Annotated in this window: 24 protein-coding genes; 12 read left to right on the top strand and 12 right to left on the bottom strand. The window is 59.3% G+C overall.

What is annotated here, in order from left to right:
- The first annotated feature begins 2 nt into the window (after positions 1–2).
- The 3 genes from LAC65_RS07620 (at position 3) to bioD (ending at position 3083) form a co-directional block, all read left to right on the top strand.
- Complete coding sequence (locus LAC65_RS07620) at positions 3–899, top strand: LysR family transcriptional regulator (protein ID WP_039384400.1); 897 nt, start codon at positions 3–5, stop codon at positions 897–899.
- Between the two features lie 135 nt (positions 900–1034).
- Entirely contained in the window at positions 1035–2252 is a 1218-nt protein-coding gene (gene mlc, locus LAC65_RS07615; protein WP_039384398.1) for a sugar metabolism global transcriptional regulator Mlc, read from the top strand.
- 108 nt (positions 2253–2360) lie between these two features.
- The gene (bioD, locus tag LAC65_RS07610) at positions 2361–3083 is read left to right on the top strand and encodes a dethiobiotin synthase (protein ID WP_052246494.1); all 723 of its coding nucleotides are present in this window, start codon (positions 2361–2363) and stop codon (positions 3081–3083) included.
- Between the two features lie 37 nt (positions 3084–3120).
- Here bioD and osmV read toward each other — a convergent pair whose 3' ends face one another.
- From osmV to LAC65_RS07590, 4 genes are read right to left on the bottom strand one after another with little or no spacing between them, the layout of a single operon-like run.
- Positions 3121–4257: an osmoprotectant ABC transporter ATP-binding protein OsmV gene (gene osmV / locus LAC65_RS07605; protein WP_039384396.1), complete on the bottom strand. Its 1137-nt coding sequence runs from the start codon at positions 4255–4257 to the stop codon at positions 3121–3123.
- Complete coding sequence (gene osmW, locus LAC65_RS07600) at positions 4257–4904, bottom strand: osmoprotectant ABC transporter permease OsmW (protein ID WP_039384394.1); 648 nt, start codon at positions 4902–4904, stop codon at positions 4257–4259. The genes osmV and osmW overlap by 1 nt, the downstream gene beginning before the upstream one ends.
- 9 nt (positions 4905–4913) lie before the next feature.
- Positions 4914–5840, bottom strand: a complete 927-nt coding sequence (locus tag LAC65_RS07595; protein ID WP_039384392.1) for a glycine betaine ABC transporter substrate-binding protein — start codon at positions 5838–5840, stop codon at positions 4914–4916.
- 18 nt (positions 5841–5858) lie between these two features.
- Positions 5859–6575, bottom strand: coding sequence for an ABC transporter permease (locus LAC65_RS07590; protein WP_039384390.1), 717 nt, complete (start codon positions 6573–6575; stop codon positions 5859–5861).
- Between the two features lie 358 nt (positions 6576–6933).
- On the opposite strand from LAC65_RS07590, the gene LAC65_RS07585 reads away from it, so the two are divergent.
- Entirely contained in the window at positions 6934–8394 is a 1461-nt protein-coding gene (locus LAC65_RS07585) for an MDR family MFS transporter (RefSeq protein WP_039384388.1), read from the top strand.
- A 41-nt stretch (positions 8395–8435) separates the two neighbouring features.
- On the opposite strand, the gene LAC65_RS07580 is transcribed toward LAC65_RS07585, so the two are convergent.
- On the bottom strand, positions 8436–8732 hold the full coding sequence (locus LAC65_RS07580) for a DUF1161 domain-containing protein (RefSeq protein ID WP_039384385.1): 297 nt from the start codon (positions 8730–8732) through the stop codon (positions 8436–8438).
- A gap of 51 nt (positions 8733–8783) precedes the next feature.
- Positions 8784–9119, bottom strand: coding sequence for a DUF1283 family protein (locus tag LAC65_RS07575; protein WP_039384383.1), 336 nt, complete (start codon positions 9117–9119; stop codon positions 8784–8786).
- A gap of 130 nt (positions 9120–9249) precedes the next feature.
- Here LAC65_RS07575 and LAC65_RS07570 point away from each other — a divergent pair, with 130 nt between their 5' ends.
- Positions 9250–9576, top strand: coding sequence for a YnfA family protein (locus LAC65_RS07570; RefSeq protein ID WP_039385939.1), 327 nt, complete (start codon positions 9250–9252; stop codon positions 9574–9576).
- 41 nt (positions 9577–9617) lie between these two features.
- Here the strand turns inward: LAC65_RS07570 and ydfG are convergent, their stop codons facing one another.
- Complete coding sequence (ydfG, locus tag LAC65_RS07565; RefSeq protein WP_039384381.1) at positions 9618–10367, bottom strand: bifunctional NADP-dependent 3-hydroxy acid dehydrogenase/3-hydroxypropionate dehydrogenase YdfG; 750 nt, start codon at positions 10365–10367, stop codon at positions 9618–9620.
- Positions 10368–10681: 314 nt separating this feature from the next.
- Here ydfG and guaD point away from each other — a divergent pair, with 314 nt between their 5' ends.
- Both guaD and dcp read left to right on the top strand, forming a co-directional pair.
- Positions 10682–12040, top strand: coding sequence for a guanine deaminase (gene guaD, locus LAC65_RS07560; protein ID WP_052246493.1), 1359 nt, complete (start codon positions 10682–10684; stop codon positions 12038–12040).
- A gap of 50 nt (positions 12041–12090) precedes the next feature.
- The gene (gene dcp / locus LAC65_RS07555; RefSeq protein ID WP_071668827.1) at positions 12091–14142 is read left to right on the top strand and encodes a peptidyl-dipeptidase Dcp; all 2052 of its coding nucleotides are present in this window, start codon (positions 12091–12093) and stop codon (positions 14140–14142) included.
- An 18-nt stretch (positions 14143–14160) separates the two neighbouring features.
- Here dcp and hpxO read toward each other — a convergent pair whose 3' ends face one another.
- Positions 14161–15318: an FAD-dependent urate hydroxylase HpxO gene (gene hpxO / locus LAC65_RS07550; RefSeq protein WP_039384376.1), complete on the bottom strand. Its 1158-nt coding sequence runs from the start codon at positions 15316–15318 to the stop codon at positions 14161–14163.
- 232 nt (positions 15319–15550) lie between these two features.
- On the opposite strand from hpxO, the gene LAC65_RS07545 reads away from it, so the two are divergent.
- Positions 15551–15790 (top strand): hypothetical protein, encoded by a 240-nt coding sequence (locus LAC65_RS07545; RefSeq protein WP_039384375.1) that lies wholly within the window; start codon positions 15551–15553, stop codon positions 15788–15790.
- A gap of 3 nt (positions 15791–15793) precedes the next feature.
- On the opposite strand, the gene LAC65_RS07540 is transcribed toward LAC65_RS07545, so the two are convergent.
- The 3 genes from LAC65_RS07540 to LAC65_RS07530 are packed head-to-tail and all read right to left on the bottom strand — an operon-like array spanning position 15794 to position 19910.
- Positions 15794–17278 (bottom strand): FGGY-family carbohydrate kinase, encoded by a 1485-nt coding sequence (locus LAC65_RS07540; RefSeq protein WP_039384372.1) that lies wholly within the window; start codon positions 17276–17278, stop codon positions 15794–15796.
- Between the two features lie 51 nt (positions 17279–17329).
- Complete coding sequence (locus tag LAC65_RS07535) at positions 17330–18175, bottom strand: class I fructose-bisphosphate aldolase (protein WP_039384371.1); 846 nt, start codon at positions 18173–18175, stop codon at positions 17330–17332.
- Complete coding sequence (locus LAC65_RS07530; RefSeq protein WP_039384369.1) at positions 18159–19910, bottom strand: glycerol-3-phosphate dehydrogenase/oxidase; 1752 nt, start codon at positions 19908–19910, stop codon at positions 18159–18161. The genes LAC65_RS07535 and LAC65_RS07530 overlap by 17 nt, the downstream gene beginning before the upstream one ends.
- 183 nt (positions 19911–20093) lie before the next feature.
- Between LAC65_RS07530 and ampC the strand changes: the two genes are divergently transcribed.
- From ampC to LAC65_RS07510, 4 genes are all read left to right on the top strand, one after another.
- The gene (gene ampC / locus LAC65_RS07525) at positions 20094–21209 is read left to right on the top strand and encodes a class C beta-lactamase (protein WP_039384368.1); all 1116 of its coding nucleotides are present in this window, start codon (positions 20094–20096) and stop codon (positions 21207–21209) included.
- A 9-nt stretch (positions 21210–21218) separates the two neighbouring features.
- On the top strand, positions 21219–21662 hold the full coding sequence (locus tag LAC65_RS07520) for a GNAT family N-acetyltransferase (RefSeq protein WP_039384367.1): 444 nt from the start codon (positions 21219–21221) through the stop codon (positions 21660–21662).
- A gap of 319 nt (positions 21663–21981) precedes the next feature.
- The gene (locus tag LAC65_RS07515) at positions 21982–23187 is read left to right on the top strand and encodes a YbiU family protein (protein WP_052246492.1); all 1206 of its coding nucleotides are present in this window, start codon (positions 21982–21984) and stop codon (positions 23185–23187) included.
- A 12-nt stretch (positions 23188–23199) separates the two neighbouring features.
- A complete protein-coding gene (locus LAC65_RS07510; protein ID WP_039384365.1) occupies positions 23200–23940 on the top strand; it encodes a DeoR/GlpR family DNA-binding transcription regulator in 741 nt (246 codons plus the stop codon).
- A gap of 39 nt (positions 23941–23979) precedes the next feature.
- Here LAC65_RS07510 and LAC65_RS07505 read toward each other — a convergent pair whose 3' ends face one another.
- A complete protein-coding gene (locus tag LAC65_RS07505; protein ID WP_039385931.1) occupies positions 23980–24930 on the bottom strand; it encodes a sugar-binding transcriptional regulator in 951 nt (316 codons plus the stop codon).
- Positions 24931–24941 lie beyond the last annotated feature (11 nt).

Here is a 24941-nt window from a genome sequence, read left to right as displayed (position 1 = left end):
ATATGGCTATCGAGCTGCGTCACCTGCGCTATTTCATTGCTGTCGCTGAGGAGCTGCATTTTGGCCGCGCGGCGCGGCGCCTCAATATTTCTCAGCCGCCGCTCAGCCAGCAGATCCAGCAGCTGGAGCAGAGCATTCAGGCCCGACTGCTGGTGCGCACCAATCGCAGCGTACAGCTGACGCCGGCCGGTGCCGCTTTTCTGCAGGATGCGCGCGCTATTCTGCTGCAGGTAAACCAGAGCGCTGACCGGGCGGCACGCATTCATCAGGGGCAGCAGGGCGAACTGCGCATCGGTTTTACCTCATCAGCCCCGTTTACCGGACTGGTTTCCGATGCGCTGTTTCGTTTTCGCCAGCGCTGGCCGGAAGTGCATATTCATATGCAGGAGCACAACACCCGCCAGCAGCTGACGCCGCTGCTTGATGGCCAGCTCGATCTGGGTGTGATGCGCAATACGCCGCTGCCGGCAGATCTGCATTACCAGCTGCTGCTGCGGGAGCCGTTATATGCGGTGATGCACCGCGATCATCCGCTGGCGCAGCACCGCAGCCTCTCCGTTCGCGCCCTGACCGGGGAGCCGTTTATCTTCTTTGACGCGCAGAGCGGTACGGCGCTCTACGGTGACATTCTGGCCCTGCTGCATCGCTATCACGTCAGCCCGGTTATCACGCAGGAGGCGGGTGAGGCGATGACGATTCTGGGACTGGTAGCGACCGGGCTGGGGATCTCGGTATTGCCCGCTGCGTTTGCCCGGGCGCGGCTCGCCGATCTGATCTGGATCCCGCTGGAGGAGAGCGATGCGCGCTCGGAAGTGTGGCTGGTCTGGTCAGCGCTGCGGGAACCCACCGCCCAGATGCGCAACATGCAGGCGCTGATGCTGGAAAACGCTGAAATCTGACGCAATCAGGGCAGACGGAGCCGAACAATCTGTGCGACCAGTCACATTTCCAGCCAAATAGTTAACGCTCTCCGGCAAAGTGCCTCACCATAGCGAATGTTTATTTAGAAGCGCGAAAATATCCGGGAGCAGGGTGTGAATCGGGAGAGTCAGCCTGGTCATATTGACCACATCAAACAGACTAACGCAGGCGTAGTCTACCGTCTGATTGACCAGCATGGGCCGATATCACGTATTGAACTCTCCAGGCGGGCGCAGCTGGCACCCGCCAGCATTACTAAAATTGTACGCGAAATGCTGGATGCGCATCTGGTGCAGGAAACGGAGTTTCAGGAGCCGGGCAGCCGCGGTCGTCCGGCGATTGGTCTCGTGCTCGATACCCTGGCGTGGCACTATCTGGCGATACGTATTCAGCCCGGCGCAATCACGCTGACGCTGCGCGATTTAAGCAGCCGCGCACTGGAAGAGGATCGCCTGCCGCTGCCCGTGACGTCTGACGTGCCGCTGCTGCAGACGCTGCAGACGCTGGTGGATGCGTTCTTTATCCGGCATCAGCAGCGGCTGGAGCGTCTGACAGCTATCGCTATCACCACCCCGGGTCTTATCAACGCCGCCTCCGGCGTGGTTCATCGCATGCCGGGCTATGATGTAGAGGATATGCCGCTGGGCGAAACGCTGGCGCAGCGTTCCGGCCTGCCGGTGTTTGTGCAGCATGACATCTCAGCGTGGACGCTGGCAGAGGCGCAGTCTGGCGCATCGCACGGCGCGCAGGATGTTATTCAGATTGTTATTGATGAGACCGTAGGCGCAGGGGTCATCAGTGGCGGTCAGCTGCTGCATAAAAGCGGCCGTGCGCTGGTGGAGATAGGGCATACCCAGATCGATCCCTGGGGCCAGCAGTGCTATTGCGGTAATCACGGCTGCCTGGAGACCGTGGCCAGCACTTCCAGTCTGCTGCAGCTGGCGCAGCAGCGGCTGGCGCTACAGCCTGACAGCCCGCTGCATCAGCAGCCGCTGACGCTGGAAAACCTCTGCCGCGCTGCGCAGCAGGGTGACCGGCTGGCGCACGATGCGATTGCCGGCGTGGGGCATCACGTCGGGCGTATGCTGGCGATGATGGTGAATATTTTCAACCCGCAAAAAATTCTTATCGGTTCGCCACTCAATCAGGCGGCAGACGTACTTTTCCCCGCCATAAACAGCACTATCCGGCAGCAGGCGCTGCCCGCTTACAGCCGCGATCTGGAGCTGGTGCCTGCGTTAATGAGCGATCCCGGTACGCTGGGGGCGGCAGCGCTGATCAAAGATGCCCTCTATAACGGTCATCTGCTGATTAAACTGCTGCAGGGATAACTACAGCCCACCTTAAGTTTGCGCTAACGCAAGCATCCGGCGGCGTCAATTACCTACACTGCCTTCTTCGCAGGCTATCCATGCTGCTTACTGGAAGGAGTGGAACAGGTGAAAACGCTATTTGTCACAGGTACCGATACCGGAGCAGGAAAAACAGTGGTTGCATGCGCGCTGCTGCAATTGCTGGCACAGGCAAACATCTGCGCCGCAGGTTTTAAACCTGTGGCAAAAGAGGCGCGCGCCACGCCGGAAGGATTACGCAACCGCGATGCAGAACTGCTGCAGCAGGCGTCAGGGCTGACGCTCAGCTATCCGGCGGTTAATCCGGTTATTCTGACCGATGATGCGTCCGGAACGGGGGCACGGCAGCATATCGATTACGCGCTGCTGGATCGTCATCTGGCCGATCTGCAGACGCAGGCGGGATATGTGATCGTGGAGGGCACAGGCGGCTGGCGCAGCCTGATAAACGATCGGCAGCCGCTCGCCGGCTGGGTACAGCAGCAGCAGCTGCCGGTCGTGCTGGTCGTGGGGATAAAAACGGGGTGTATTAATCATGCGCTGCTGACAGCGGAGGCGATTGCGCACGATGGCCTGACGCTGGCAGGCTGGGTCGCAAACCGCATCAATCCGGGTTTGGCTCACTATGCGGAGATTGTCAGCGTGCTGCGCGACCGGCTTGCCGCGCCGCTGCTGGGAGAGCTGCCTTATCTGCCGCGCGCTGAGCAGCGCGATCTCACGCGCTATATCGATCCGGAGGCGTTAACCGGGCCGGCGTTTTCCTTTACCAGGGCACAACCCGCAGCCGTCAGCGTGTCAGAACACGATTAACGAGCCACGCGTGCGCCGCTTCCGGCGCACGCAGCGTTCAGGGGTTCAGACGGCGGCGGGTCCGGCCAGAACTGAGATAATCCGCTATGTAATCCTGCGAAATTTCGCCGCTGTAGCGACCATCTTCATCGACAATCGGCATCCAGACGGTATTGTGCTCATACAGCTTTGACAGCACCACGCGCAGGTTCTCTTCAGCTTTACCGGTGACGCGAAAGTGGTGCAGCAGCTCTCCGCACTGGCCGGCAGCGCCGCGCGCTTCGCGCCGCTTCACAAATCCGAGCGGCCTGCCATCCTCATCGACAACCGTAACGGAACGCATATCGTTGTCATCCATGGTGGCAAAGGCCTCTGTAAGCGGCGTGCTGCGGCGTACGGTAATGGTGGGCTGCTGGTCAGTGACGTCGCCCGCCTGTACCAGCAGCAGGCGCTTAAGGGTGCGATCCTGACCAACGAAGGATCCGACAAAGTCATTAGCAGGTTTTGCCAGCAGCTCATCCGGGCTGGCGCACTGCACAATTTTTCCCTGACCAAACACCGCAATGCGATCGCCGAGCTTCAGCGCTTCATCAATATCGTGGCTGACCAGCATGACCGTTTTTTTCAGCTGTCGCTGCATCTCCAGAAACTCGTTCTGGATTACTTCGCGGTTTATCGGATCGACGGCGCCAAACGGCTCATCCATCAGCAATACCGGTGGATCGGCGGCCAGGGCGCGGATAACGCCAATACGCTGCTGCTGACCACCGGACATTTCACGCGGATAGCGATGCAAAAATTTAGTCGGGTCCAGCGCCACCATGCTCATCAGCTCCGTAGCCCGTTCGCGGCAGCGCTTTTTATCCCAGCCCAGCATACGCGGCACCACCGTAATATTCTCCTCAATCGTCATGTTCGGAAACAGGCCAATCTGCTGGATCACATAGCCGATGTTGCGGCGCAGCGTTACCGTATCCTGGCCGCTGGTATCCTCTCCGTTGATATAAATCTGGCCGCCGCTGGCCGGTATCAGCCGGTTAATCATCTTCAGCGTGGTGGTTTTGCCGCAGCCGGAAGGGCCGAGCAGCACGCACATTTCGCCTGCCGGTACATTCAGGCTGACGTTATCAACCGCATTGAAGGCCGCGCCACTCTTCTGGGTAAAGGTTTTCGTCAGGTTTTCCAGTTTAATCATTAGCGAATCCCCCTCGGGGTCAGTGCCAGCTGCAGCCGGTGCAGCAGCCAGTCAAGAAAGATAGCCAGCAGACATATCATCAGCGCGCCGGCAATAAGCATGCGTACATCGCTACCGCCGATGCCATCCAGCAGCTGCAGTCCGAGACCGCCTGCACCGATAACGGCGGCGATCGCCATAACGCCGACGTTCATCACCACCGCCGTGCGGATGCCGCCGAAAATCACCGGCAGCGCCATCGGGATCTCTACCCAGCGCAGCCGCTGCCAGAACGTCATACCGATGCCGCGTCCCGCTTCGCGCAGTCCGGAGGGCAGGTTTTCCAGCGCCGTATGGGTGTTACGCACAATAGGCAGCAGCGAATAGAGAAACACTGCCGTGATGGCGGGCAGGGCGCCGATGCCCTGGCCGATCTGCGAAAACAACGGGATCATCAGCCCGAACAGCGCAATAGTCGGAATGGTCAGTACAATAGTGGCGACGCCCAGCACCGGTGTCGCCAGCCACTTAAAGCGGACAATTAAAATGCCCAGCGGTACGCCAGCCAGGATGGCAAAACCAACCGCCACCAGCACCAGCCAGGTGTGCTGCCAGGTCAGGCCGAGCAGCATCTGCCAGTTATCAGTGATGTAATAGAGGGTATCCATGGTGTCTCCTTACAGCATGTTACGGGTCTGGAGGAAATCGCGTGCAACCTGAGCGGGTGACTGATGATCGATATCCACCCGCTTGTTCATTTCTGAAATAGCGTCATCAGTAATCAATGCTGACAGCTGATTCAGCGCTTTCTCCAGGCCAGGATGTGCAGCGAGCACCTCTTTACGCACCACTGGCGTGACGTTGTAACTGGGGAAGAAGTGCTTATCATCTTTTAATACCAGCAGGTCAAAGCCTTTGACGCGACCATCGGTGGTATAGATCAGGCCGGCGTCCACAAACCCGTCACGGACCGCGTTATAGACCAGGCCGGGATCCATCTGACGGATTTGCGGGCGATCGAGCGGCAGTTGATAAACTTTTTGCAGCGGCTTCAGGCCATCGGAGCGACCAGCGAACTCCAGGTCGAGTCCCAGCCGCCAGTTATGCTCCGGCTCGCTGGCGCGCACCTGCTCCATTTTGCTGACCAGCTGCGACAGGGTGGTAATACCCTCCTGCTCTGCGCGACGTCGCTGCATGGCAAAGGCGTAAGTGTTGTTCATCGGTGCCGGTTCAAGCCAGACCAGGCCCAGTTTCGCATCCAGCTTTTTTACTGTTTCCCACGCCTGTTCAGGAGACATAGGCTTACTGATGTGGTTAAAAATAATGAGCGAGGTGCCGGTATATTCCCATGTCATATCGATCTGTTTGTTGATCATGGCATTACGGCTGATGGTGGTCGCAATATTGGTCTTAGGGACGATCGTAAACCCGTTTTTCTGCAGCCATAAAACGGACAGGGCAGACAAAATATGCTGTTCAGTAAAGCTTTTGGTTGAGAGCGTAATAGGCGCAGCCGCCAGCGCTGACTGATTAAGCAGTAGCGCAGCGCTCAGGGCCAGCACAGCGCCGCGCAGCCGGTTGAAAAACAGCCTGGTGGGGGTCATCAAAACGTGCTCCATGAGTTAAGTTGCAGCGTGTGGCGAAAGAATGCGGCCCAGCGCGGCCAGCAGCATGTCCAGGATCAGGGCAATCAGCGCGGTAGCGGCCGCACCCAGAATCAGCGTCGGGAAATCGTTCAGATAGATCCCGGGGAAAATCAGCTCGCCGTAGCTGCTGGCGCCTATCAAAAAGGCCAGCGGCGCGGTGCCGACGTTAATCGCGGTGGCGATGCGCACGCCAGCTAATATCACCGGCAGCGCGTCCGGCAGCTCAACCTGGCGCAGCCGCTGCAGGCGGGTCATGCCAATGCCTTTAGCCGCCTCGGTCAGCGCCGGTGGAACTGCGCACAGGCCGGCATAGGTATTGCGCACAATGGGCAGCAGCGAGGCAAGAAACAGCGCAATCAGCGCCGGTCGCTCACCGATGCCCACCACGACCATAGCCAGCGCCAGCACGGCCAGAGGCGGGAGGGTATTGCCGACGTTGAAGATCTGCATAACATATTCAGCCTGACTTCGCGCAAAAGGACGGCTCAGCACAATCCCGGCAGGGATCCCCACCAGCAGGGCGCAGAGCATGGACCAGAAAACCAGCCAGAGATGCTGCTGGCCAAGATAGATCAGATCGGTCTGGCGGGCGCGCAGCGTATCCGGACCAATGCCCCAGATCAGAAGCGCAACGAGTAGCGTAAGAGTGAGAAGAGCCAATCCGGTGCGCCGGATCAGCGATGCGTGAGGCATAACCGTTTTCTCCCTGAATAAACAGAACTATCAGCTATGATTGCTCTGCTGAGCGGCAGGATAAGAGGCCGCGTTCGATAGCAAAATTTTATGGTTAAGGTGCGGGTTGCCTGCGTTAATTCGGCATAAATTCACAGATAATTAACCTGACGGCTAAAAGTCTATAGCAATCTCTGATCGGCAACGCCAGCATTTAACGCAAAAAACAGCTGACAGTGAGGGGGCAAAACCGCCTGCAGCCCGCACCGGGTACGGGATGGTATGACAATAAAAAAAATTCATCGAAAAAGGTTACCCTGTCACATAAGCACGGGCTGTGTGGCGGGATAAGAGAGAGTAAAACGGGATAAGGAGCGTTATGTCAGAGCACGCTGAAGTTTTGCGCAGCCATCGTCCATGGATTTTGTTTGCCTGTATGCTGGCTATGTTTATGGCCGCAATTGAGGTGACGATTGTGGCGACGGCGATGCCTACGATCATTGCCGATCTGGGCGGCTTCGCGCAGTTTGGCTGGGTATTTTCTATTTATCTCCTGACGCAGGCGGTGAGCGTGCCGCTTTATGGCCGTTTAGCCGATATATGGGGACGTAAGCGGCTCTTTTTTGTCGGGGTATCGCTGTTTTTGTTTGGCTCAGTGCTGTGCGGCTTTGCTCATACCATGATATGGCTCATTCTGTTTCGCGCCTTTCAGGGGCTGGGAGCGGGTGCCATTATGCCGCTGACCACTACCATTGTGGCGGATATCTACTCCCCGCGTGAACGCGCCACCGTTCAGGGCTGGCTCTCCAGCGTCTGGGGCGTGGCGGCAATTATCGGACCGCTTAGCGGTGCGTGGCTGGTGCAGCACTTTAGCTGGGCGGTGATCTTTTGGGTCAACGTGCCGATAGGGCTGATCTCTATGCTGCTGCTGGCGCGTTTCCTGCCCGCCCGCCCGGTCTCCGCCGCAGGTGCGCTGAATATTACCGGCAGCTGCTGGCTGATGATCAGCGTCACTGCGCTGCTGGTGGCGCTGCTGCAGGCGGAAGCGCTCGGCTACTGGCTGCTGCCGTTTCTGCTGCTGGCAGGCGTGGCAGGCTGGCGTCTCAAACGGCACGAACAGCAGACGGCGGCACCGCTTTTCCCGCTTGCGCTGTGGCGCAGCCGTCTGATTGTGGCAGGCAACGCCGGTAATCTGATTATCGGCGCCACCATGATGGGCATCAGCGCGTTTCTGCCCACCTGGATCCAGGGGATCACCGGCGGTACGCCGCTGCAGGCGGGCAGCGCGCTGGCGATGATGTCAATTGGCTGGCCGATTGCCAGTACGCTCAGCGGTCGCCTGATGCTCGTGACCTCTTATCGCTTCACCGCTCAGCTTGGCGCACTGTTACTGATCGCCGGCAGCGCGCTGCTGCTGCTGCTCCACGCGGAAAGCTCCGTGCTGCAGGCGGGCTTTACGGCCTTTGTTATCGGCACCGGCATGGGCATGACCAGCACCACGTTTCTGGTTTCCGTGCAGAACCATGCGCAGTATGAGATCCGCGGTATCTGTACCGCCTCTATTATGTTCAGCCGGATGCTGGGTTCAGCGCTGGGAACCGCACTGATGGGGGCGGTTTTAAACATCAATCTGGCGCAGCGGCTGCCGCAGGCGGAGGATCCGATGCAAAAAATCATGTCGCCGGAAAGCCGGGAGGCGCTGCCGGTTGCAGAACTGCAGCTCTGGACGACCCAGATTGCCGCATCGCTGCACTGGGTATTTATCGTGGCCTTGCTGATCGCGCTGCTGACGGTGTGGATCGCCTGGCTGATGCCGCGTCAGCGACCGGAGATGGAATAGAAGAGAAGAAGCGGGGCAGCGGCGGCTGCCCCGGTTGCAGGTTACTGCGCTGACATATCCTGAGAGCTGCCGGCGCTGTCGGGTGCGCTACCCTCTGCATCCCGCATATTCTTTTTATAAACAATTTTTTGCGTATCATTTTCACAGTGGCCGACCACCTGACCGCCCGCCTGGTCGGCCTGATCGTTTGGCACGATATCCAGCGTAAAATCTGACTCCGCCACGCCATTACTGACAATTTTTTTACTGATATCGGCGCGAACGCTGTCGCAGGAGGCCTGAGCCATCAGCGGCAGCGTCATCACACCCAGCAGCAGTACCAGAGAACCCTTTTTCATCGCAAACTCCTTGTTGACTGTCTCTCTGAACACTATAGCAGCAGCGCCGCGTTACGGCGCGACCGGACGACCGGTGCGGCGATCGAGGCAGCGCAGGGTATTCTCTTCCCAGTAAGCGTTGACGTTATAGCTCTTGTCGCAGGCGTCGCGGGTATCAAACGCGCGGTCCGCTTTGTCGAACTCTTTCTCTGTCCGGGTATTAATCTTGCTGCGCAGATTACGCGTATCGTTCCACTGCTCTTTACTCTGGCGGGCGGCTTCATTGCTGGCCGCGCTATTGCCATCTTCCACGATCAGGCGATCGGTACGGGCAGCGGCAAAGGGAGCGCTCAGCAGCACGCTGGCCGTCAGCAGCGCCGTAAACAGAACGGAAGCATAGTTTTTCATGATGTTGTCCTTTAGTCAGACCCGGTCAGCCGTGCGAGGCTGTTGCCGTAACAGCGGCTAGTATATCATCCTGCTTTTGCTGCTCACCAGCGGTGTGCAGCGCGTTGAGGGAACAGAGAGCAGAGTTATGCTGATCAAGACCGCACTATTATTTTTCATTACGGCTGTCGCAGAGATTGCGGGCTGTTTCTTGCCCTGGCTCTGGCTGCGTAAGGGGATGAGCGCCTGGCTGCTGTTGCCGGCTGCGGCGAGTCTGGCGCTATTTGTCTGGCTGCTCACGCTGCATCCGGCGGCGAGCGGGCGGGTGTACGCGGCGTATGGTGGTGTCTATGTGTTTACGGCTCTGATCTGGCTGCGCGTGGTGGATGGGGTACGGCTGAGCGCATGGGACTGGGCGGGCGCGCTGATAGCGCTGTGCGGAATGCTGATTATTGTCACCGGCTGGGGAAAAGCGTAACAGCGTCACCCGGTGCTATCAGGTGACGTTGTCACACACGGTTATGCGTCTTTATGCACTTTCAGCCCGGCGGTGGTCTGGCTGACCGGCATAATCTCCAGCGTGTTGATATTGACGTGCGCTGGCAGCGTGGTTACCCAGTAAACGGCCTCGGTGACATCCTCTGCTGTCAGCGCCGTTGTACCTTCATACACCGCGCCGGCGCGATCGTCATCGCCTTTAAAGCGCACGTTGGAAAATTCCGTTCCGCCTACCAGACCCGGCTCGATATCGGTCACGCGCAGCGCGGTGCCGTGGAGATCGGTACGCAGATTCAGGCTGAACTGGCGCACAAACGCTTTGGTTGCGCCATAGACGTTGCCGCCCGCATAGGGCCAGCTGCCGGCAATGGAACCGATATTGACGATATGCCCGACGTTGCGCTCTACCATGGCAGGCAGCAGCGCCCGGGTCATGAAAACCAGGCCTTTGGTATTGGTGTCGATCATATTCTCCCAGTCATCGACGCTGGCTTTATGGGCTGGCTCAGTGCCCAGCGCCAGGCCGGCGTTGTTGACCAGTACATCAATGTTGCGCCACTCTGCCGGCAGCGCAGCAATGACCTCCTCGATAACGGCACGATTACGCACATCGAGCTGAACGGTATAGAGGTTTTCACCCAGCTCATCCTTCAGCGCCTGCAGCCGTTCGGCGCGCCGCCCGCTGGCGATCACTTTATGGCCTGTGGCAATGAAGCGACGGGTAATACTTTCACCAAACCCAGCAGTAGCACCGGTAACAAAAATAATCATCTCACTGTTCCTTAACTGTTTTCAGGTAGTCCGCGTTTAACCATATCACCATCATTCTTCGCCTGCTGAAAAAAAGCGGCCGGCAAACTCTCTGTCGCCGGCATGCGTTAACAGGGTGCAGGCGTGCACCGCGCTGATGCATCATGGTGCAGCGTGAGCGGTCGCCAGCAGATCTTAACGCCGGTGCAGATGCACGTAATCGTTTGCGCATCCGGTTGCCTCTCTTTTAGCCTAACCTTATGATTTAGCAGGTAAATAACCCTGAACTGGCACGGCTTTTGCACACTCATTTTATCTTACTGAGAGGATGAGTTATGAATGCTGACAACGAGACGCTGCTGCGCGCCAGTTTTTTTGATTTTACCCGCACGGTAGATCAGCCAGAGGCGCTGAGTGACGCCGCACGCTATTTCGCTGATGGTCTGCTCACGCTGCGTGCAGGAAAAATTGTCAGCCTGGAAAGCTGGAGCAGCGCGGCGCTACGGGTGGATAGCCGGCGGGTCACGGACCTGCGCGGCAAGCTGATTGTGCCGGGGTTTATCGATACCCACATTCACTATCCGCAGACGGAAATGATGGGCGCGTTTGGCGAACAGCTGCTGACCTGGCTGAATAACTATACCTTTCCGGTTGAGCAGCAGTATCACTGTGCAACCCATGCGGCAAAGATGTCCGATTTTTTCCTGCAGCAGCTGCTGGCTAACGGTACCACTACCGCACTGGTGTTTGGCACGGTGCATCCGCAGTCGGTTGACGCGCTCTTCAGCGCGGCGGAGCGGCTCAGCATGCGGCTCATTGCCGGTAAAGTGATGATGGACCGCAACGCGCCGGACTACCTGACTGAAACCCCCGAAACGAGCTATCAGCAGACGCGGGCGCTGATTGAGCGCTGGCACCGGCGCGGCCGTCTTGGCTATGCGCTGACCCCACGCTTTGCGCCGACCTCTTCGCCACAGCTGCTGGAACGGGTAGGTCAGCTGCGGAGAGAGTTTCCCGATACCTGGCTGCATACGCACCTGAGTGAAAATCCGCAGGAGGTGGCGTGGGTCAGAGAGCTTTTTCCCGAGCGCAACGGCTATCTCGATGTCTATCACCACTATCAGCTCACTGGCGCACGCAGCGTATTTGCCCACTGCCTGCATCTGCAGGACCATGAGTGGCAGTGCCTGCACGACACCGGTTCAGCCATCGCATTTTGCCCTACTTCAAATCTGTTTCTTGGCAGCGGGCTGTTTGATCTCAAACGCTGCTGGCAGGAGAACGTGCGCATGGGGATCGGCACCGACGTTGGCGCTGGTACCACCTTCAACCTGCTGCAGACGCTGGGCGAGGCGTATAAAGTCGGGCAGCTGCAGCACTATAAGCTGACCGCCTGCGAAGCGCTTTATCGCGCCACGCTGGGCGGGGCGCAGGCGCTGGATCTCGACGATAAAATTGGCAACTTTGCGCCCGGCAAAGAGGCGGATTTTGTGGTGCTGGATCCGGCCGTATCGCCGCTGCAGCAGCTGCGTCATGGCAACAGTAAAGATATCTTCGAGCAGCTGTTTGTTCTGATGACGCTGGGTGACGATCGCAACATTGCGCAGACCTGGGTAAATGGCCAGCCGGTGTGGCAAAAAGAGAGGGCGGGCAGCACGCCGGGTTGTTGCCCGCACACCGGCGTGCCAGGATAAAGGCTCTCTGCCGCAGGCTATTGCGGCGTTGCTGATTATCAGGAGCGATAATGAACCGATCCGCCAATCCCTTTTTTAGCGCCAGCACGCTGCCGTATCAGGCGCCGCCGTTCGATCAGATAAGCGAAGACGATTTTCTGCCGGCGCTGGAAGCGGGCATCGAAGAGAAGCGCCGCGAAGTCGCCGCGATTATCGCAAACCCTGCGCCACCGGACTTTGCTAATACGTTTGAAGCGCTGGAGCGCAGCGGCCTCTTACTGAGCCGGGTGTGGCAGGTCTTTTCAGCCATGACGGCAGCGAATACGTCGCCACGCCTGCAGGAGGTGGAAGAGATCATTACGCCCGCCCTGGCGGCGCTGCACGATGAGATCTACCTCAATAGCGCGCTCTTCGCCCGGCTGGAGGCAGTCTGGCAGCAGCGCAGTACCGCCTGCCCGGACGCAGAGGCGGTGCGGCTGACGGAGGTTACCCGGCAGGCGTTTCAGCTGGCCGGAGCCAGCCTGAGTGATGATGAAAAACAGCGGCTGCGCGACATCAATCAGGAGCTGGCAGGCCTCAGCACCCGCTTTGGTAACCGTCTGCTGGCGGCGACGCAGTCAGCCGCTTACACCGTCAGCAGCCCGGAGGCGCTGGCGGGACTCGACGATGCAGCGCTGGAGCAGGCGCGTGCCGCTGCGGCCGCACGTGGTCTGGATAATCAGTGGCTGATCCCGCTGCAAAACACCACGCAGCAGCCAGCGCTGAGCCGGTTAACCATCCGCGCCACGCGGGAAGCGCTGTTTGAGCAGGCGCTGAAGCGCTGTGAGCGTAACGATGTTAACGATACGCGGCCGCTGGTTTCGCGTATGGCGCAGCTGCGGGCGGAGCAGGCCGCGCTACTGGGCTATAGCAGCTATGCGGCGTGGAACCTGCAGGATCAGATGGCGAAAACGCCGGAGGCCGCGCTGGACTTTATGCGCAATATTGTGCCGGCAGCCTGCGAGCGCGCCGGGCGCGAGGCCGCAGAAATAGAACAGCTGATGGCTGAGCAGCAGCAGAGATTTGACCTGCGCGCCTGGGACTGGAATTTTTACGCAGAGCAGGTGCGCCAGGCGAAATATGACTTTGATGAAGACGCTATTCGCCCCTGGTTCGCGCTGGATAGCGTGCTGGAGCGCGGCGCGTTCTGGGCCGCCACGCAGCTTTACGGTATTCGGTTCAGCCGGCGCCACGATCTGCCGGTCTATCATCCGGATGTGTGCGTCTATGAGATTTTCGACGCCGATGAGACGCCGCTGGCGCTGTTTTATACCGACTTTTTCGCTCGTGATAATAAAAGCGGCGGAGCATGGATGGGCAACTTTGTTGACCAGTCTGCGCTGCTGGATCAGAAACCGGTGATCTACAACGTCTGCAACTATACCAAACCGCAGCCTGGCCAGCCGGCGCTGCTGAGCTGGGATGATGTTATCACGCTGTTCCACGAATTTGGTCATGCGCTGCACGGCCTGTTTGCCAGCCAGCGCTACGCCAGCCTCTCCGGTACGGCCACGCCGCGCGATTTTGTGGAGTTTCCGTCGCAGATTAACGAACACTGGGCCAGTCATGAGGCGGTGTTCGCCAGCTATGCGCGCCACTGGGAAACCGGGGAGCCGATGCCCGCTGCGCTGCGCGAAAAAATGGTACAGGCCGCAACCTTTAATAAAGGTTATGACATGACCGAACTGCTGGCCGCGGCGCTGCTGGATCTGCAGTGGCACTCCCTCTCCGCGCACGATAAGCCACAGGATGTGGAACATTTTGAACGGCAGGCGCTGCAGGCAGAAAACATTGCGCTGTCAGCAGTGCCGCCGCGCTATCGCTCCAGCTATTTTCGTCACATCTGGGGAGGAGGATATGCGGCAGGCTATTACGCCTATATCTGGACGCAGATGCTGGCTGACGATGGTTATCAGGCGTTCACTGAACAGGGTGGCCTGACGCGGGAAAACGGGCAGCGCTTCCGGGATCTGGTCTTGTCACGCGGAAACAGCAGCGATCTGCAGCACGTCTGGCTGAGCTGGCGCGGTAAAGCGCCAGCGCCAGAGCCGATGCTGCGCCATCGCGGATTAAGCGCAGAGTAGGGCAGAAGCGGTGGCGCGCTATCCCATCGGGCCACCGCAGATTGTGTCGCACATGCCAGCCAGCACCCGCTCGCCGCTTTCGGTTTTTAGCTCTTCATACCAGGCTGCCGTCAGCGCGGGCTCTTTACCGTGCGTCACGTCGCAGCGCTTGCGTGCCTTCAGCACCAGGTCGCGGGTGCGGTCCAGCCGGCGCGCCTGATAGCGCAGCAGCGCATCTTCCACCCCCAGCGAATGTGTCGCCAGCGTTTGTGCCAGCACCACGGCATCTTCCATTGCCGCGCAGCCGCCCTGACCAATATCGGGGGTGGTGCTATGGGCTGCATCGCCCAGCAGCGCCACGCGTCCGCGCACAAAGCGGGTAAGGGGTTCGGTATCGTGTATTTCGACCCGGTTAGTGGTGAGCGGATCGAGCTGCGCTATCAGCCGCTGCACCGGTTCGGCCCAGCCGGCGAAATAGCCGCTGAGATCGGCGCGCAGCGTGGTGCGATCCTGAGCGAGGCCGGCAGGTAGCGGCACATCAAAGAAGAAGTAGAAGCGGTTGCCGGCAACCGGCATCAGCGACACGCGCTTGCCGTCGCCGACAAAAGTGGTCCACTGATCGGCGGGTGCAATCGCTTCATCCACGCTAATCAGCCCGTTCCAGTTTACATAGCCCGCATAGCGACGCGCCACGCGCTCGCCCAGAACCGCCTCGCGCAGTACAGAGTGCGTGCCGTCCGCAGCGATCAGCAGGTCGCCTGTGGCTTCGCTGCCGTCGGCAAAGAAAGCGGTAACGCCCTGCGAGGTTTGTTCAGCATGCGTGACGCGCCTGCCAAAGCGAACGCGCGTCCGGCCATAAGTATCAAGCAGCATCGCCTGCAGCCCGGCGCGTGATACCGGCGCAGGATATTCACCGGTGCGCTGCACCAGCGGATCCAGGCTGAAGCGGGTCAGGGGGGCACCGCTTCGCGCATCGTGATAAGCCATCCAGGCCATATTGCCGCTCAGCGCGCGCAGCGGCTGTTTCAGACCGAGGGCATTCAGGCATTTCACGCCGTTAGGCCAGACGGAAATGGCTGCGCCAACCGGTTTCATCTCCGCAACGGCCTCATAGACTTCCGTCTCAAAGCCCGCCCGTTCCAGGGCGATAGCAGCACTCATTCCGCCGATACCGGCGCCAATAACAATCACTTTCATCATGCTCTCCTGTGCTCAGACAGGGAGATACTGCAACTTCTGTACCAGATGCGCGCCAACAGACAGCGTGTTGATAACTATGGTTTTTTATAAAAGAGACATAATGATGAAACGATTGTTGCAGTGCGTTCGCACTTTTATAGTGCAACTCTATGCGCATGAATCTTTTGTTTCATGCGGCATTCTGACCAGATTTTGCGCATACTTAAAGCTTCAGAGCGGAGGATTAATCATGAAGTGGATAATTGCGTTAATGATGGCGTGCAGCGTAAACGCGATGGCGCAGAGCAGCTGGCAGCCGTCGCCCAAATCGCCGTCTGCTATGTTTACTCCGATCGCGTCAAAATGCGATCTGTCGGCCTGTCAGCAAAACTGCTACGTACAGCAGTCACAGTGCAAAAATGATAGCGGCGGCGGATGTGGCTCGCTGGCGCAAATTTGTGTACAGAACTGCACCAGCCAGTGTCGCTGAGTATCAGCGGGTCTCGCGCCAGATGTCGCGCATCGCCAGCTCCAGTTTTTTAAACTGGTGATAGCGCGCGTCGTGGAAGCTGACCCACTCCGGCCGCGGCTGCCGCTCTTCCGGCTGCAGACGCACCGCATGCTGCACCGCATCCGTCAGATCCCGCCACACGCCCACGCCAACGCCTGCACAGAGCGCGGCGCCCAGCGCGCCGGTTTCCGTACACTCTGCCACCCGCACCGGAATATTCAAAACATCGGCAAACATCTGCGGCCAGATGACGCTGCGCGCGGCGCCGCCTGAGAGCGTGGCACGGGTAAATGGGAGGCCGGCAGCGTGCAGCCGGTCAATATGCGCCCGGTGAGCAAAGGTCACGCCCTCAAACAGGGCAAACAGCATATCTGCACGGGTATGCCAGCCGCCCAGCCCGTAAAAGCCGGCGCGGGCCGGTTCCGGTTTGCGGCCGGAGTAGAGGTAGGGGTGATAAAACGGCAGATGCGGATCCTGACGGATCTGCGCCACGCACTCGCTGCTCTGCACCGCGCCTTTTCCTCCGCGCCGGTCGTCAAATTCCCGCAGAAACCAGTTGAGGTTGGCCGCCGAGGTTGCGCTGGCCTCAATCGCCATAAAGCGATCCCGCTCTATCATTGAACTCATGGAAACCGGGCGAAGATAGTCAGGTTTATCCACCACAACCTGATTGATACTCCACGTACCCGCTACGATTGAGGCGTCACCGCAGCTGACGACCCCCGATCCCGCTGCGCTGGCCACCACATCAAACAGACCCGCCACCACCGGTATACCCGCCGGCAAACCGGTGCGTGCCGCCGCCAGCGCGGTAACATAACCGCTGACAGCGCTCGATTCACGCAGCGGCGGCAGCCAGGCTGCTGCCTCCTCAATGTCATAGAGTGCCAGCAGTTCACTGCTGTAATCGCGAACGCGATAGTCAATCAGCCCGGCACCCGCCGCATCTGAATAGTCGCTGCTGAGCGCGTCGCTGAGAAAATGGACGATAACATCTTTAGCGCTCAGTACCGCACCGATCTGCTGCCATATCTGAGGCTGGTGCTGTTTAACCCAGCTCAGCAGCACCGGCGTGGAGGCTGCCCACGGCGTCTGGCGGGAGAGGGTATAAATGGCGTGCTGTTTTTCAGCCTGCTCCAGCGCAGCGACAATATCGTCCGCCCGCCGATCGATCGACTGAATGCCAAGCTGCGGCTGCAGCGCCCGGTCCAGCGTATAGAGGCCATTGCCGTGTCCGGCGGCGCCCACTGCAATGATATCCTGTGCGTCCGTGCCCGCCTGCAGCAGGCAGTGACGGATCGCCTGTTCAGTACCGTGCCGGATGGCGGCTATCGAACGCTCGGCGTAGCCCTCCTGCGGCTGCAGCGTTTCGCCGCTATGCTCAGCCACGGCCAGTATCGTCCCGCTGAGATCAAACAGCACCGCCTTGATCATCGTATTACCGGCATCAATACCCAGGATTTTCATATCCGGCTCCGTAAAACCGCAGAGGAGAGCGCGCACAGAACGTGCGCCAGGTCAGGCGTCAGCCTGCTGATAAAGGGCCAGCGCATCCTCGCCGCTAGCACCCTGATGAATAATGGCCATCAGGGCGGCGACGACCCGGGCAGGAGAGGCGTGCTGATAAACATTGCGCCCATACACCATGCCGCTGGCACCCTGCGCCATCAGCAGCGCGCTTTTGTGCAGTACCGCACCGATCTCGCCTTTACCCCCACCGCGCACCAGCGTCGGACAGCGCGCCGCCTCTACCACGCGGTGAAAATCAGCCGGGTTATCGGTTGGATCCGCTTTAATAATATCGGCGCCCAGTTCGCGCGCCAGCCGCACCAGCGGAACAATCTGCTCTGCATCGCCCAGTGAACCGTAGGCGGCCCCCTGACCGGCGGGTGCCATCACCAGCGGCTCAATCATCAGCGGCATGCCGTAGCGGTCGCACGCATGGCGCAGCCGGCCAATATTTTCGATGCACATGCGAAAAATCGCGGGTTCATCGGGGATAAGATAAAGATTGACCACCACGGCGGCCGCATCCAGCTGCAGCGCCGCCAGAACCGGCTCATCGGGATTATGCAGCACTGCCCACATCTCGCGATGGCGCACGGCGTTATAGGCGTTGCCGACGTCGGTGCGCAGCACCAGAGCGGGTTTCACTCCTTCCGCGCACTGCAGCAGATCTGCCTGTCCGTAATTGAGCTGAATCGCATCGGGCTGCGCGGCAATCAGGTTCTGCATCACCGCGTCAATATTCTCAAGCCCCTGCAGAAAATCGGGTTCATTGGCAATACCGTGATCGACCGCTACGTCCAGACAGCGGCCGTGACGGAATAACCGCTTCATGCGTGCCTTACTGCTCGCTGACATGCTGTGCCTCCTGCTGCATCACCGTAGGGTAGAGGCCATGCAGACCGTGAAAACGCGCCAGCGACGCGCAGCAGCGCTGCAGCTGCTGTACCCGCTGACGCTCGCTCCAGCCCAGCGTCTGCGCCATCAGCAGCGAGATCTCCTGAATGAGCGGCGGGGTCAGCTCGCCGCCGATCGCCAGCGACGTGCGGCGCACCAGCAGATCTTCCAGCTGGCACACCTGCTCATGCTCTGTCAGATAGCGCAGTTCCGTGGCGCTGTAATCGGCGTGGTGATGCAGCGGACGGTCGTCATCGCGCAGCAGCGACAGCAGGGGTAAGGCGCGGCTGCCGTAACGTTTTACCAGCTGCGTGACGCGCGGCAGCGGCAGCGCATGCTGCTGCGCCAGCTGGGCGATCCAGGCGGGCTGGGCCGCCGGAGCAGGGAAGTCGCGCCCGCCGCCAATCGCTAAATCAGTGGTGGAAACATGGCGCTTTTCGCCCAGCAGCCGCAGAACGCGATCGGCCGCCTCTTCACCGAAGCGGCGAAAAGTGGTCCACTTACCACCTACCAGACAGAGCGTGCTCCAGGCGCGGGTGGGATCGGGCGGCAGCATCACCAGCGAGTGGTTACGTGATATCTGACCGCTCAGCTTTGCATCACTGGCAGGCAGCGGACGTACGCCGCAAAAGGTGTAGACCACGGCGGACTCCGGCACCACCACCTCAGGAAAGACAAAGCGCAGCGACTCAAGAATATACGCTTTCTCGGCTGCCTCGCAGACCACGTTATCGGGATCGTCAACGCGGATATCCGTTGAGCCGGCCAGGACTTTACCTCCCCACGGATAGAGGATGCAGACGCGCCCCTCCTGATTCTCGAAGTAGACCATTTCACCATCAAGCATGCGCAGCAGCTCCGGATGATCGAGGATCAGATGTGACCCTTTGGTGCCGCCAATCAGTTTCTGCCGGGCGCTTTTGGGCGCGATCTGCTGGTTAAGCCGATCAATCCATGCGCCGCCGGCATTGACCAGCACGTGTGGCTGCAGGCGAAACTGCTCTCCGCTCAGCGTATCTTTCAGCGTGACGCTCTCACCGTCGCTGCTGATTAACTGCATATAATTCAGCGCCAGCGCGTCGCTGCAGGCGCGCTCCGCATCCTCCACCAGCTCAAGCCCCAGCCGTTCAGGGGCGCTGATCCACGCATCATAGTAGCTGGCGCTATATTTCACCCACGGCGCAAAGCCCGGCCAGCGATCGCGGGTTGCCGCCTCGCTTCGTACCTGATGTTTAGGCATGGAGCCATACTGGCGCGTATAAAGGTCATACAGGCTGAGGCCGGTTTTGATCAGCAGCGCACCGCGCCGGGCAGGTTTGTCACTGAGGCGCAGAAACCGTCGCGTGGCGTTGACCATGCCGCCGCCGAAGGTTTCCACCGGCACCGTCGTCCGCAGCGGGAAAACATAGTGCGACGCGTTTTTCAGCAGCCGGTCGCGCTCGATCACAGACTCTTTAACCAGACCAAACTCACCGGTTTCAAGATAGCGCAGGCCGCCATGGATCATGCGCGACAGGGCACCACTTGCCGCCTGACACCAGTCATCGCGCTCCACCAGAATAGCCGGGATGCCCTGAAGGGCCAGTTCGCGAAAGGTACTGATGCCGTTTATGCCGCCTCCGGCAATCAGGACCGGTGTAATCTGACGCTGGCGCAGCCTGTCGAGACGCTCATTACGGGTTAACACAGTAGCCATAGCACGCTCCCTGACGGTGAAGGCTTATCCGTCAAAGGTATAGGAGTGCGCAGCCAAAACGGCAAACCCGCTTACTCAGGATGTGACTCTGTTCACTTACACCACGAATGGGCATGTGGGGTGGGCCGGGGGCGGATATACTATGCGCACCGCTTTTGGTTCTGACAGGAATAAGGATTATTCATGCGACGCCGCGTTATGGCTACATTTTTGCTGTTTATCGCCAGTTCTGCTGCTGCCCGGGCACCGGATGAGATTATTGAGCCGCTGATGGCGCGCTTTGCGATCCCTGGCATGGCGGTTGCCGTGCTGAACAAAGGCCAGACGACCTTTTATAGTTACGGTGTCACTTCAACCGATCTCGGAGAGCCGGTCACCCCCCGCACGCTGTTTGAGATCGGCTCGCTGAGCAAAACCTTCACCGCCACGCTCGCCAGCTACGCCGTACAGCAGCATAAAATGCAGCTTCGCGACAGCGCCAGCCAGTGGCTGCCTGCTCTGCAGGGCAGCGCGCTCGATCGCGTTACGCTGCTGAACCTGGCGACGCATACCAGCGGCATGCCGCTGTTTGTGCCGGAGGAGGTCACGGATAGCGCGCAGCTGATGCAATGGTATAAGGCGTGGCAGCCTGAGGCAGAGCCGGGAACAGAGCGCGTCTATTCAAACCTCGGTATTGGTATGCTCGGCATGATAGCGGCGAAGAGCCTGAATATGTCATTTATGCGCGCAATGGAGTCGATGCTGCTGCCGGCGATGGGAATGCATCGTACTTTTCTTCAGGTGCCGCCGCGCGCCATGCCGGATTACGCGCAGGGCTACGATAAACAGAACCGGCCGGTACGCGTGACGCCCGGGCCGCTGGATGCAGAAGCGTATGGGCTGAAATCAACGTCAGAAGATCTGATTCGCTGGATCGGCATTCAGATGGGAGAGGTTAACGTGGTACCTGCCTGGCGGCAGGCGGTGGCTGCCACCCATCAGGGCTATTTTCGCACGGCGGCATTTACGCAGGCGATGATGTGGGAGTACTACCCGCTGCCTGTTACTCAGCAGCAGCTGGTGGCGGGGAACAGCAGCAAAATCATACTTAACGGTATGCGGGCCACGCCGGTTTCTCCTTCTGCGCCGGCGCCGCTGCGCGCCTGGTATAACAAAACCGGCTCAACCAATGGCTTTTCAGCCTATGCGGTGTTTATCCCTTCCCAAAGGGTGGGGCTGATTATGCTGGCCAACAAATGGATACCCAATGACGATCGCGTTATTGCTGCAGATGAGATTATCCGTGCGCTGGCAAAGTGAGGAGAGACGATGAATATACGGGCATTGCGGGCTGAGGATTATGTGGCCTGGCTGCGGTTATGGCAGGGCTACCAGCAGTTTTATCAGACAGAGATTGATGAGGCGACGACCGGCGAAACGTTCCGGCGCATGCTCTCCCGTGCGGAACCGATGTATTGTCTGGTGCTGGAGCAGGGTGGCAGCATGGTGGGGCTGGTGCATTTTCTGACGCATCGCTCCACCTGGACGCGCGGTGACTACTGTTATCTGCAGGACCTGTTTGTCGCAGAAGCGGCGCGCGGTAACGGTGCGGGCGAAGCGCTGATACTGGCCGTCTATGAGCAGGCCAGAGCGCGCGGCTGTTCACGGGTCTACTGGAACACGCAGGAGGGAAACGTCGCCGCACGAGCGCTGTACGACCGGCTGGCAACGAAAACGGAATTTATTCAGTATCGCTATCTGGTAGCACCTTAGTAGTTACAACAAACAATTTTTTCCATGATAGAAAGGGTTAACCTCCTCTGCAAAAAATTTCCTGACAGAAAATATAAGCAGCGGGCAGGGCGGCCCGCAGGAGCTGAGCGCTCTGTTACCGCACACTTTCAAATGAAACCTTCTGCCAGCTGTGACCGCGTCCGGATTTCCGCCACGGCTGACTTGCTATACGCCAGCTGCATGTTATGAATGAAATTCAGTTAACTTTCATTTGAAACCAGAGCGAGAGGTGATTTCTGTGACCACTTTATTGTCTTCAGCGCAGCAGCCCGACGATTTCAGAAAAAGCATTCGTCAGATGAAGCAGCAGCTGCGCCAGCAGATCGGAGATGTGGAGGCGCTGTATAAGCAGGTGCGGGAGAGCGTGGTGACGGAGCTTGCCGCGGCCAGAAATGAAGAGGCGCAGTCTGGTTCCGCCTGGCCCCAGCTGAGCTGTGAGGCGATAGCCGCAGGTGAAATCAGTGAGGCGCAGAAAGCACATATCCGGCGGCGCGGCTGTGTTGTGGTAAAAGGTAATTTCAGCCGCGAATGCGCGCTGGGATGGGATGCATCGATGATGCGTTATCTGGACGATAACGATTTTATGACCGGCTACCGGGGACCGGGAGATGATTTCTTTGGCAATCTTGCGGCGTCGCGGCCGGAAATCTATCCGATTTACTGGAGTCAGGCGCAAATGGCCGCGCGGCAGAGTGAGGCGATGGCTGCCACCCAGCGATTCCTCAATCACCTGTGGCGGTTTGATTCTCAGGGTAAACGCTGGTTTGACCCTGATGTCAGCATTATCTATCCCGACCGCATCCGCCGGCGGCTGCCCGGCACAACCTCTAAAGGGCTCGGTGCGCATACCGATTCCGGTGCGCTGGAGCGCTGGCTGCTGCCGGCTTATCAGCAGGTATTCAGACATATCTTTAATAACCGCTTTGCACAGTACGACCCGTGGGATGCGGCATACCGCACAGAGGTAAATGAATACCAGTCCGGTACTACCACAAAATGTTCGGTATTCCGTACGTTTCAGGGCTGGACGGCGCTCTCTGATATGCAGCCGGGTCAGGGTTTGCTGCACGTTGTGCCGGTGCCGCAGGCAATGGCGTTACTGCTGCTGCGTCCTCTGCTCAGCGATGTACCGGAAGAGGAGCTATGCGGGGTTGAGCCGGGTAAAGTCCTGCCGGTATCGGAGCGCTGGCATCCTGAACTGATTGCCGGACTCTGCTCCATTCCGGCGCTGGAAGCGGGCGATTCCGTATGGTGGCATTGCGATGTGATACATTCTGTCGCGCCGGTAGAAGATCAGCAGGGCTGGGGTAATGTGATGTATATTCCGGCCGCGCCGATGTGCGACAAAAATCGCGCTTACGCGCATCAGGTGGCGCAGGCGCTGACAGAGGGTGTTTCACCCGGTGATTTCCCGCGTGAAGATTATGAGGTTAACTGGCAGGATCGCTTTACGCCCCAGCATCTGAACGCCCGCGGCCGTCAGGCGCTGGGCCTTACTGACTAACTGCAGGACACTATGAACGCACGTCATCAGTCAATTATCGAGCTGCTCAGCGCGCGCGGCAGCGTCAGCGTCAGCGAGCTGGCGCTGACCACCGGCGTCTCTGAAGTCACGATGCGCCAGGATCTTAACCAGCTGGAAAAAGAGGGGCTGTTGCGTCGGGTGCATGGCTCCGCCGTTGCTGCGGGCGGTGACGACGTCAGCGCCCGGATGCAAACCCGCCTTGCCGTAAAAAAACGGCTGGCCGATTATGCCGCCTCTCTGGTGAATGCAGGGGAAACGGTATTTATTGAGGGGGGCAGCACCAATGCGCTGCTGGCACAGGCGCTGAGCGAGCGGCATGACGTTACGCTGGTCACGGTAAGCCACTATATTGCCGGCCTGCTGCGTGAAAAGGGCGGCGACGTCATTATTCTCGGCGGTCTGTTTCAGAAAAGCAGTGAGTCGGTGGTCGGTCCGCTGACCCGGCTCTGTATTCAGCAGCTCAGCTTTCATAAAGTCTTTATCGGCATTGATGGCTGGGATCGCGCCACCGGCTTTACCGGGCGCAACATGCTGCGCTGCGATGTGGTTCATGCGCTGCTGGAAAAGCCTGCGCACACTATTGCGCTGACCGACTCCTCTAAATTTGGTCAGATCCACCCTTATGCGCTGGCGCCGCATCAGCCGTTCAGGCAGCTGATTACCGACAGCGAGCTTGATCCGGCCGCTCAGGCGCTGCTGACGGCGCAGGGAACGGAGGTCACGCAGATTTAACCTGGCGGTGCAGAGCGCTATTTTACTGACCGGTCAGCGTTATATCAGTAGCGCCTGTGCCGTGACCTCATCAGTGATCAGCCCGGAGAGCTGACCGCTGCTCAGCACGGCACGAATAGCCGCCACTTTACTCAGGCCACCCGTCAGCGCCACAATCTCACTGCGGTTCTGGCTGAGCGGCACGGAAAGTGTCCGCGCCGTCAGTGAGTTGTGGATCAGCGTGCCGTCGGCGGCAAAAAAGTGGCCCAGCAATTCTCCCACCGCGCCGGCTGCAGAGAGGGCGTTGATCTCCGCCTCTTCGAGCATGCCGGCTTCAACCAGCTGAGCCGCCGGCTCTACCGTCCCGATACCGACCAGCTTGACCTCACTGCGCGCGGCCATATCAAAAATCTCGCTGACGCCGCGCTGCGCCAGCAGAACATCGCGATCTTCTTCAGTGTTCGCAAAGAACGGCACCGGCATCATGTAAGACTGCGCGCCGGTTTTGGCGGCGATGCGGTGCATAACATCATGCGGGTTGAGCGCATAGTTGCGCGTCAGGCAGCCCAGCAGCGACACAAAACGCGCCTGTGGTGCCTCAAGGCGCGCCAGCTGATGGATCGCCGCGGAGAGGGTACGGCCATGCCCCAGCCCGAGCGTAATCGCGGGCGCGCCGAGCAGCAGCTGGCGCAGATAGTCCGCGCCAGCCATCCCCAGCGCCCGCACCGGCAGCCCGGTCTCACCCAGATCGGGCGCAACCTGACAAAACCGCAGGCCAAAGTGCTGACGCAGCTTATCCTCCAGCGCCACGCAGTCGAGAATATCGCCATCAATGGTGATTTTTACTGCGCCTTCCGCCACCATGCGCGCAATCAGGCGGTGCGTTTTTACCGAAGGCAGCCCCAGTCGTTTAGCGACCTCAGCCTGAGTCAGGCCGCCTACGTAGTGCAGCCAGGCCGCACGCAGCGCCAGAGAGTCATCACGATCGGCAGAAGCAGGTGCGGATTTCATGTCTTTGTCCA

This window comes from Pantoea eucrina (assembly GCF_020079945.1).
In the GTDB taxonomy this organism is placed as follows: Bacteria; Pseudomonadota; Gammaproteobacteria; order Enterobacterales; family Enterobacteriaceae; genus Pantoea; species Pantoea eucrina.
This window is presented reverse-complemented; position numbering and strand designations above follow the sequence as displayed.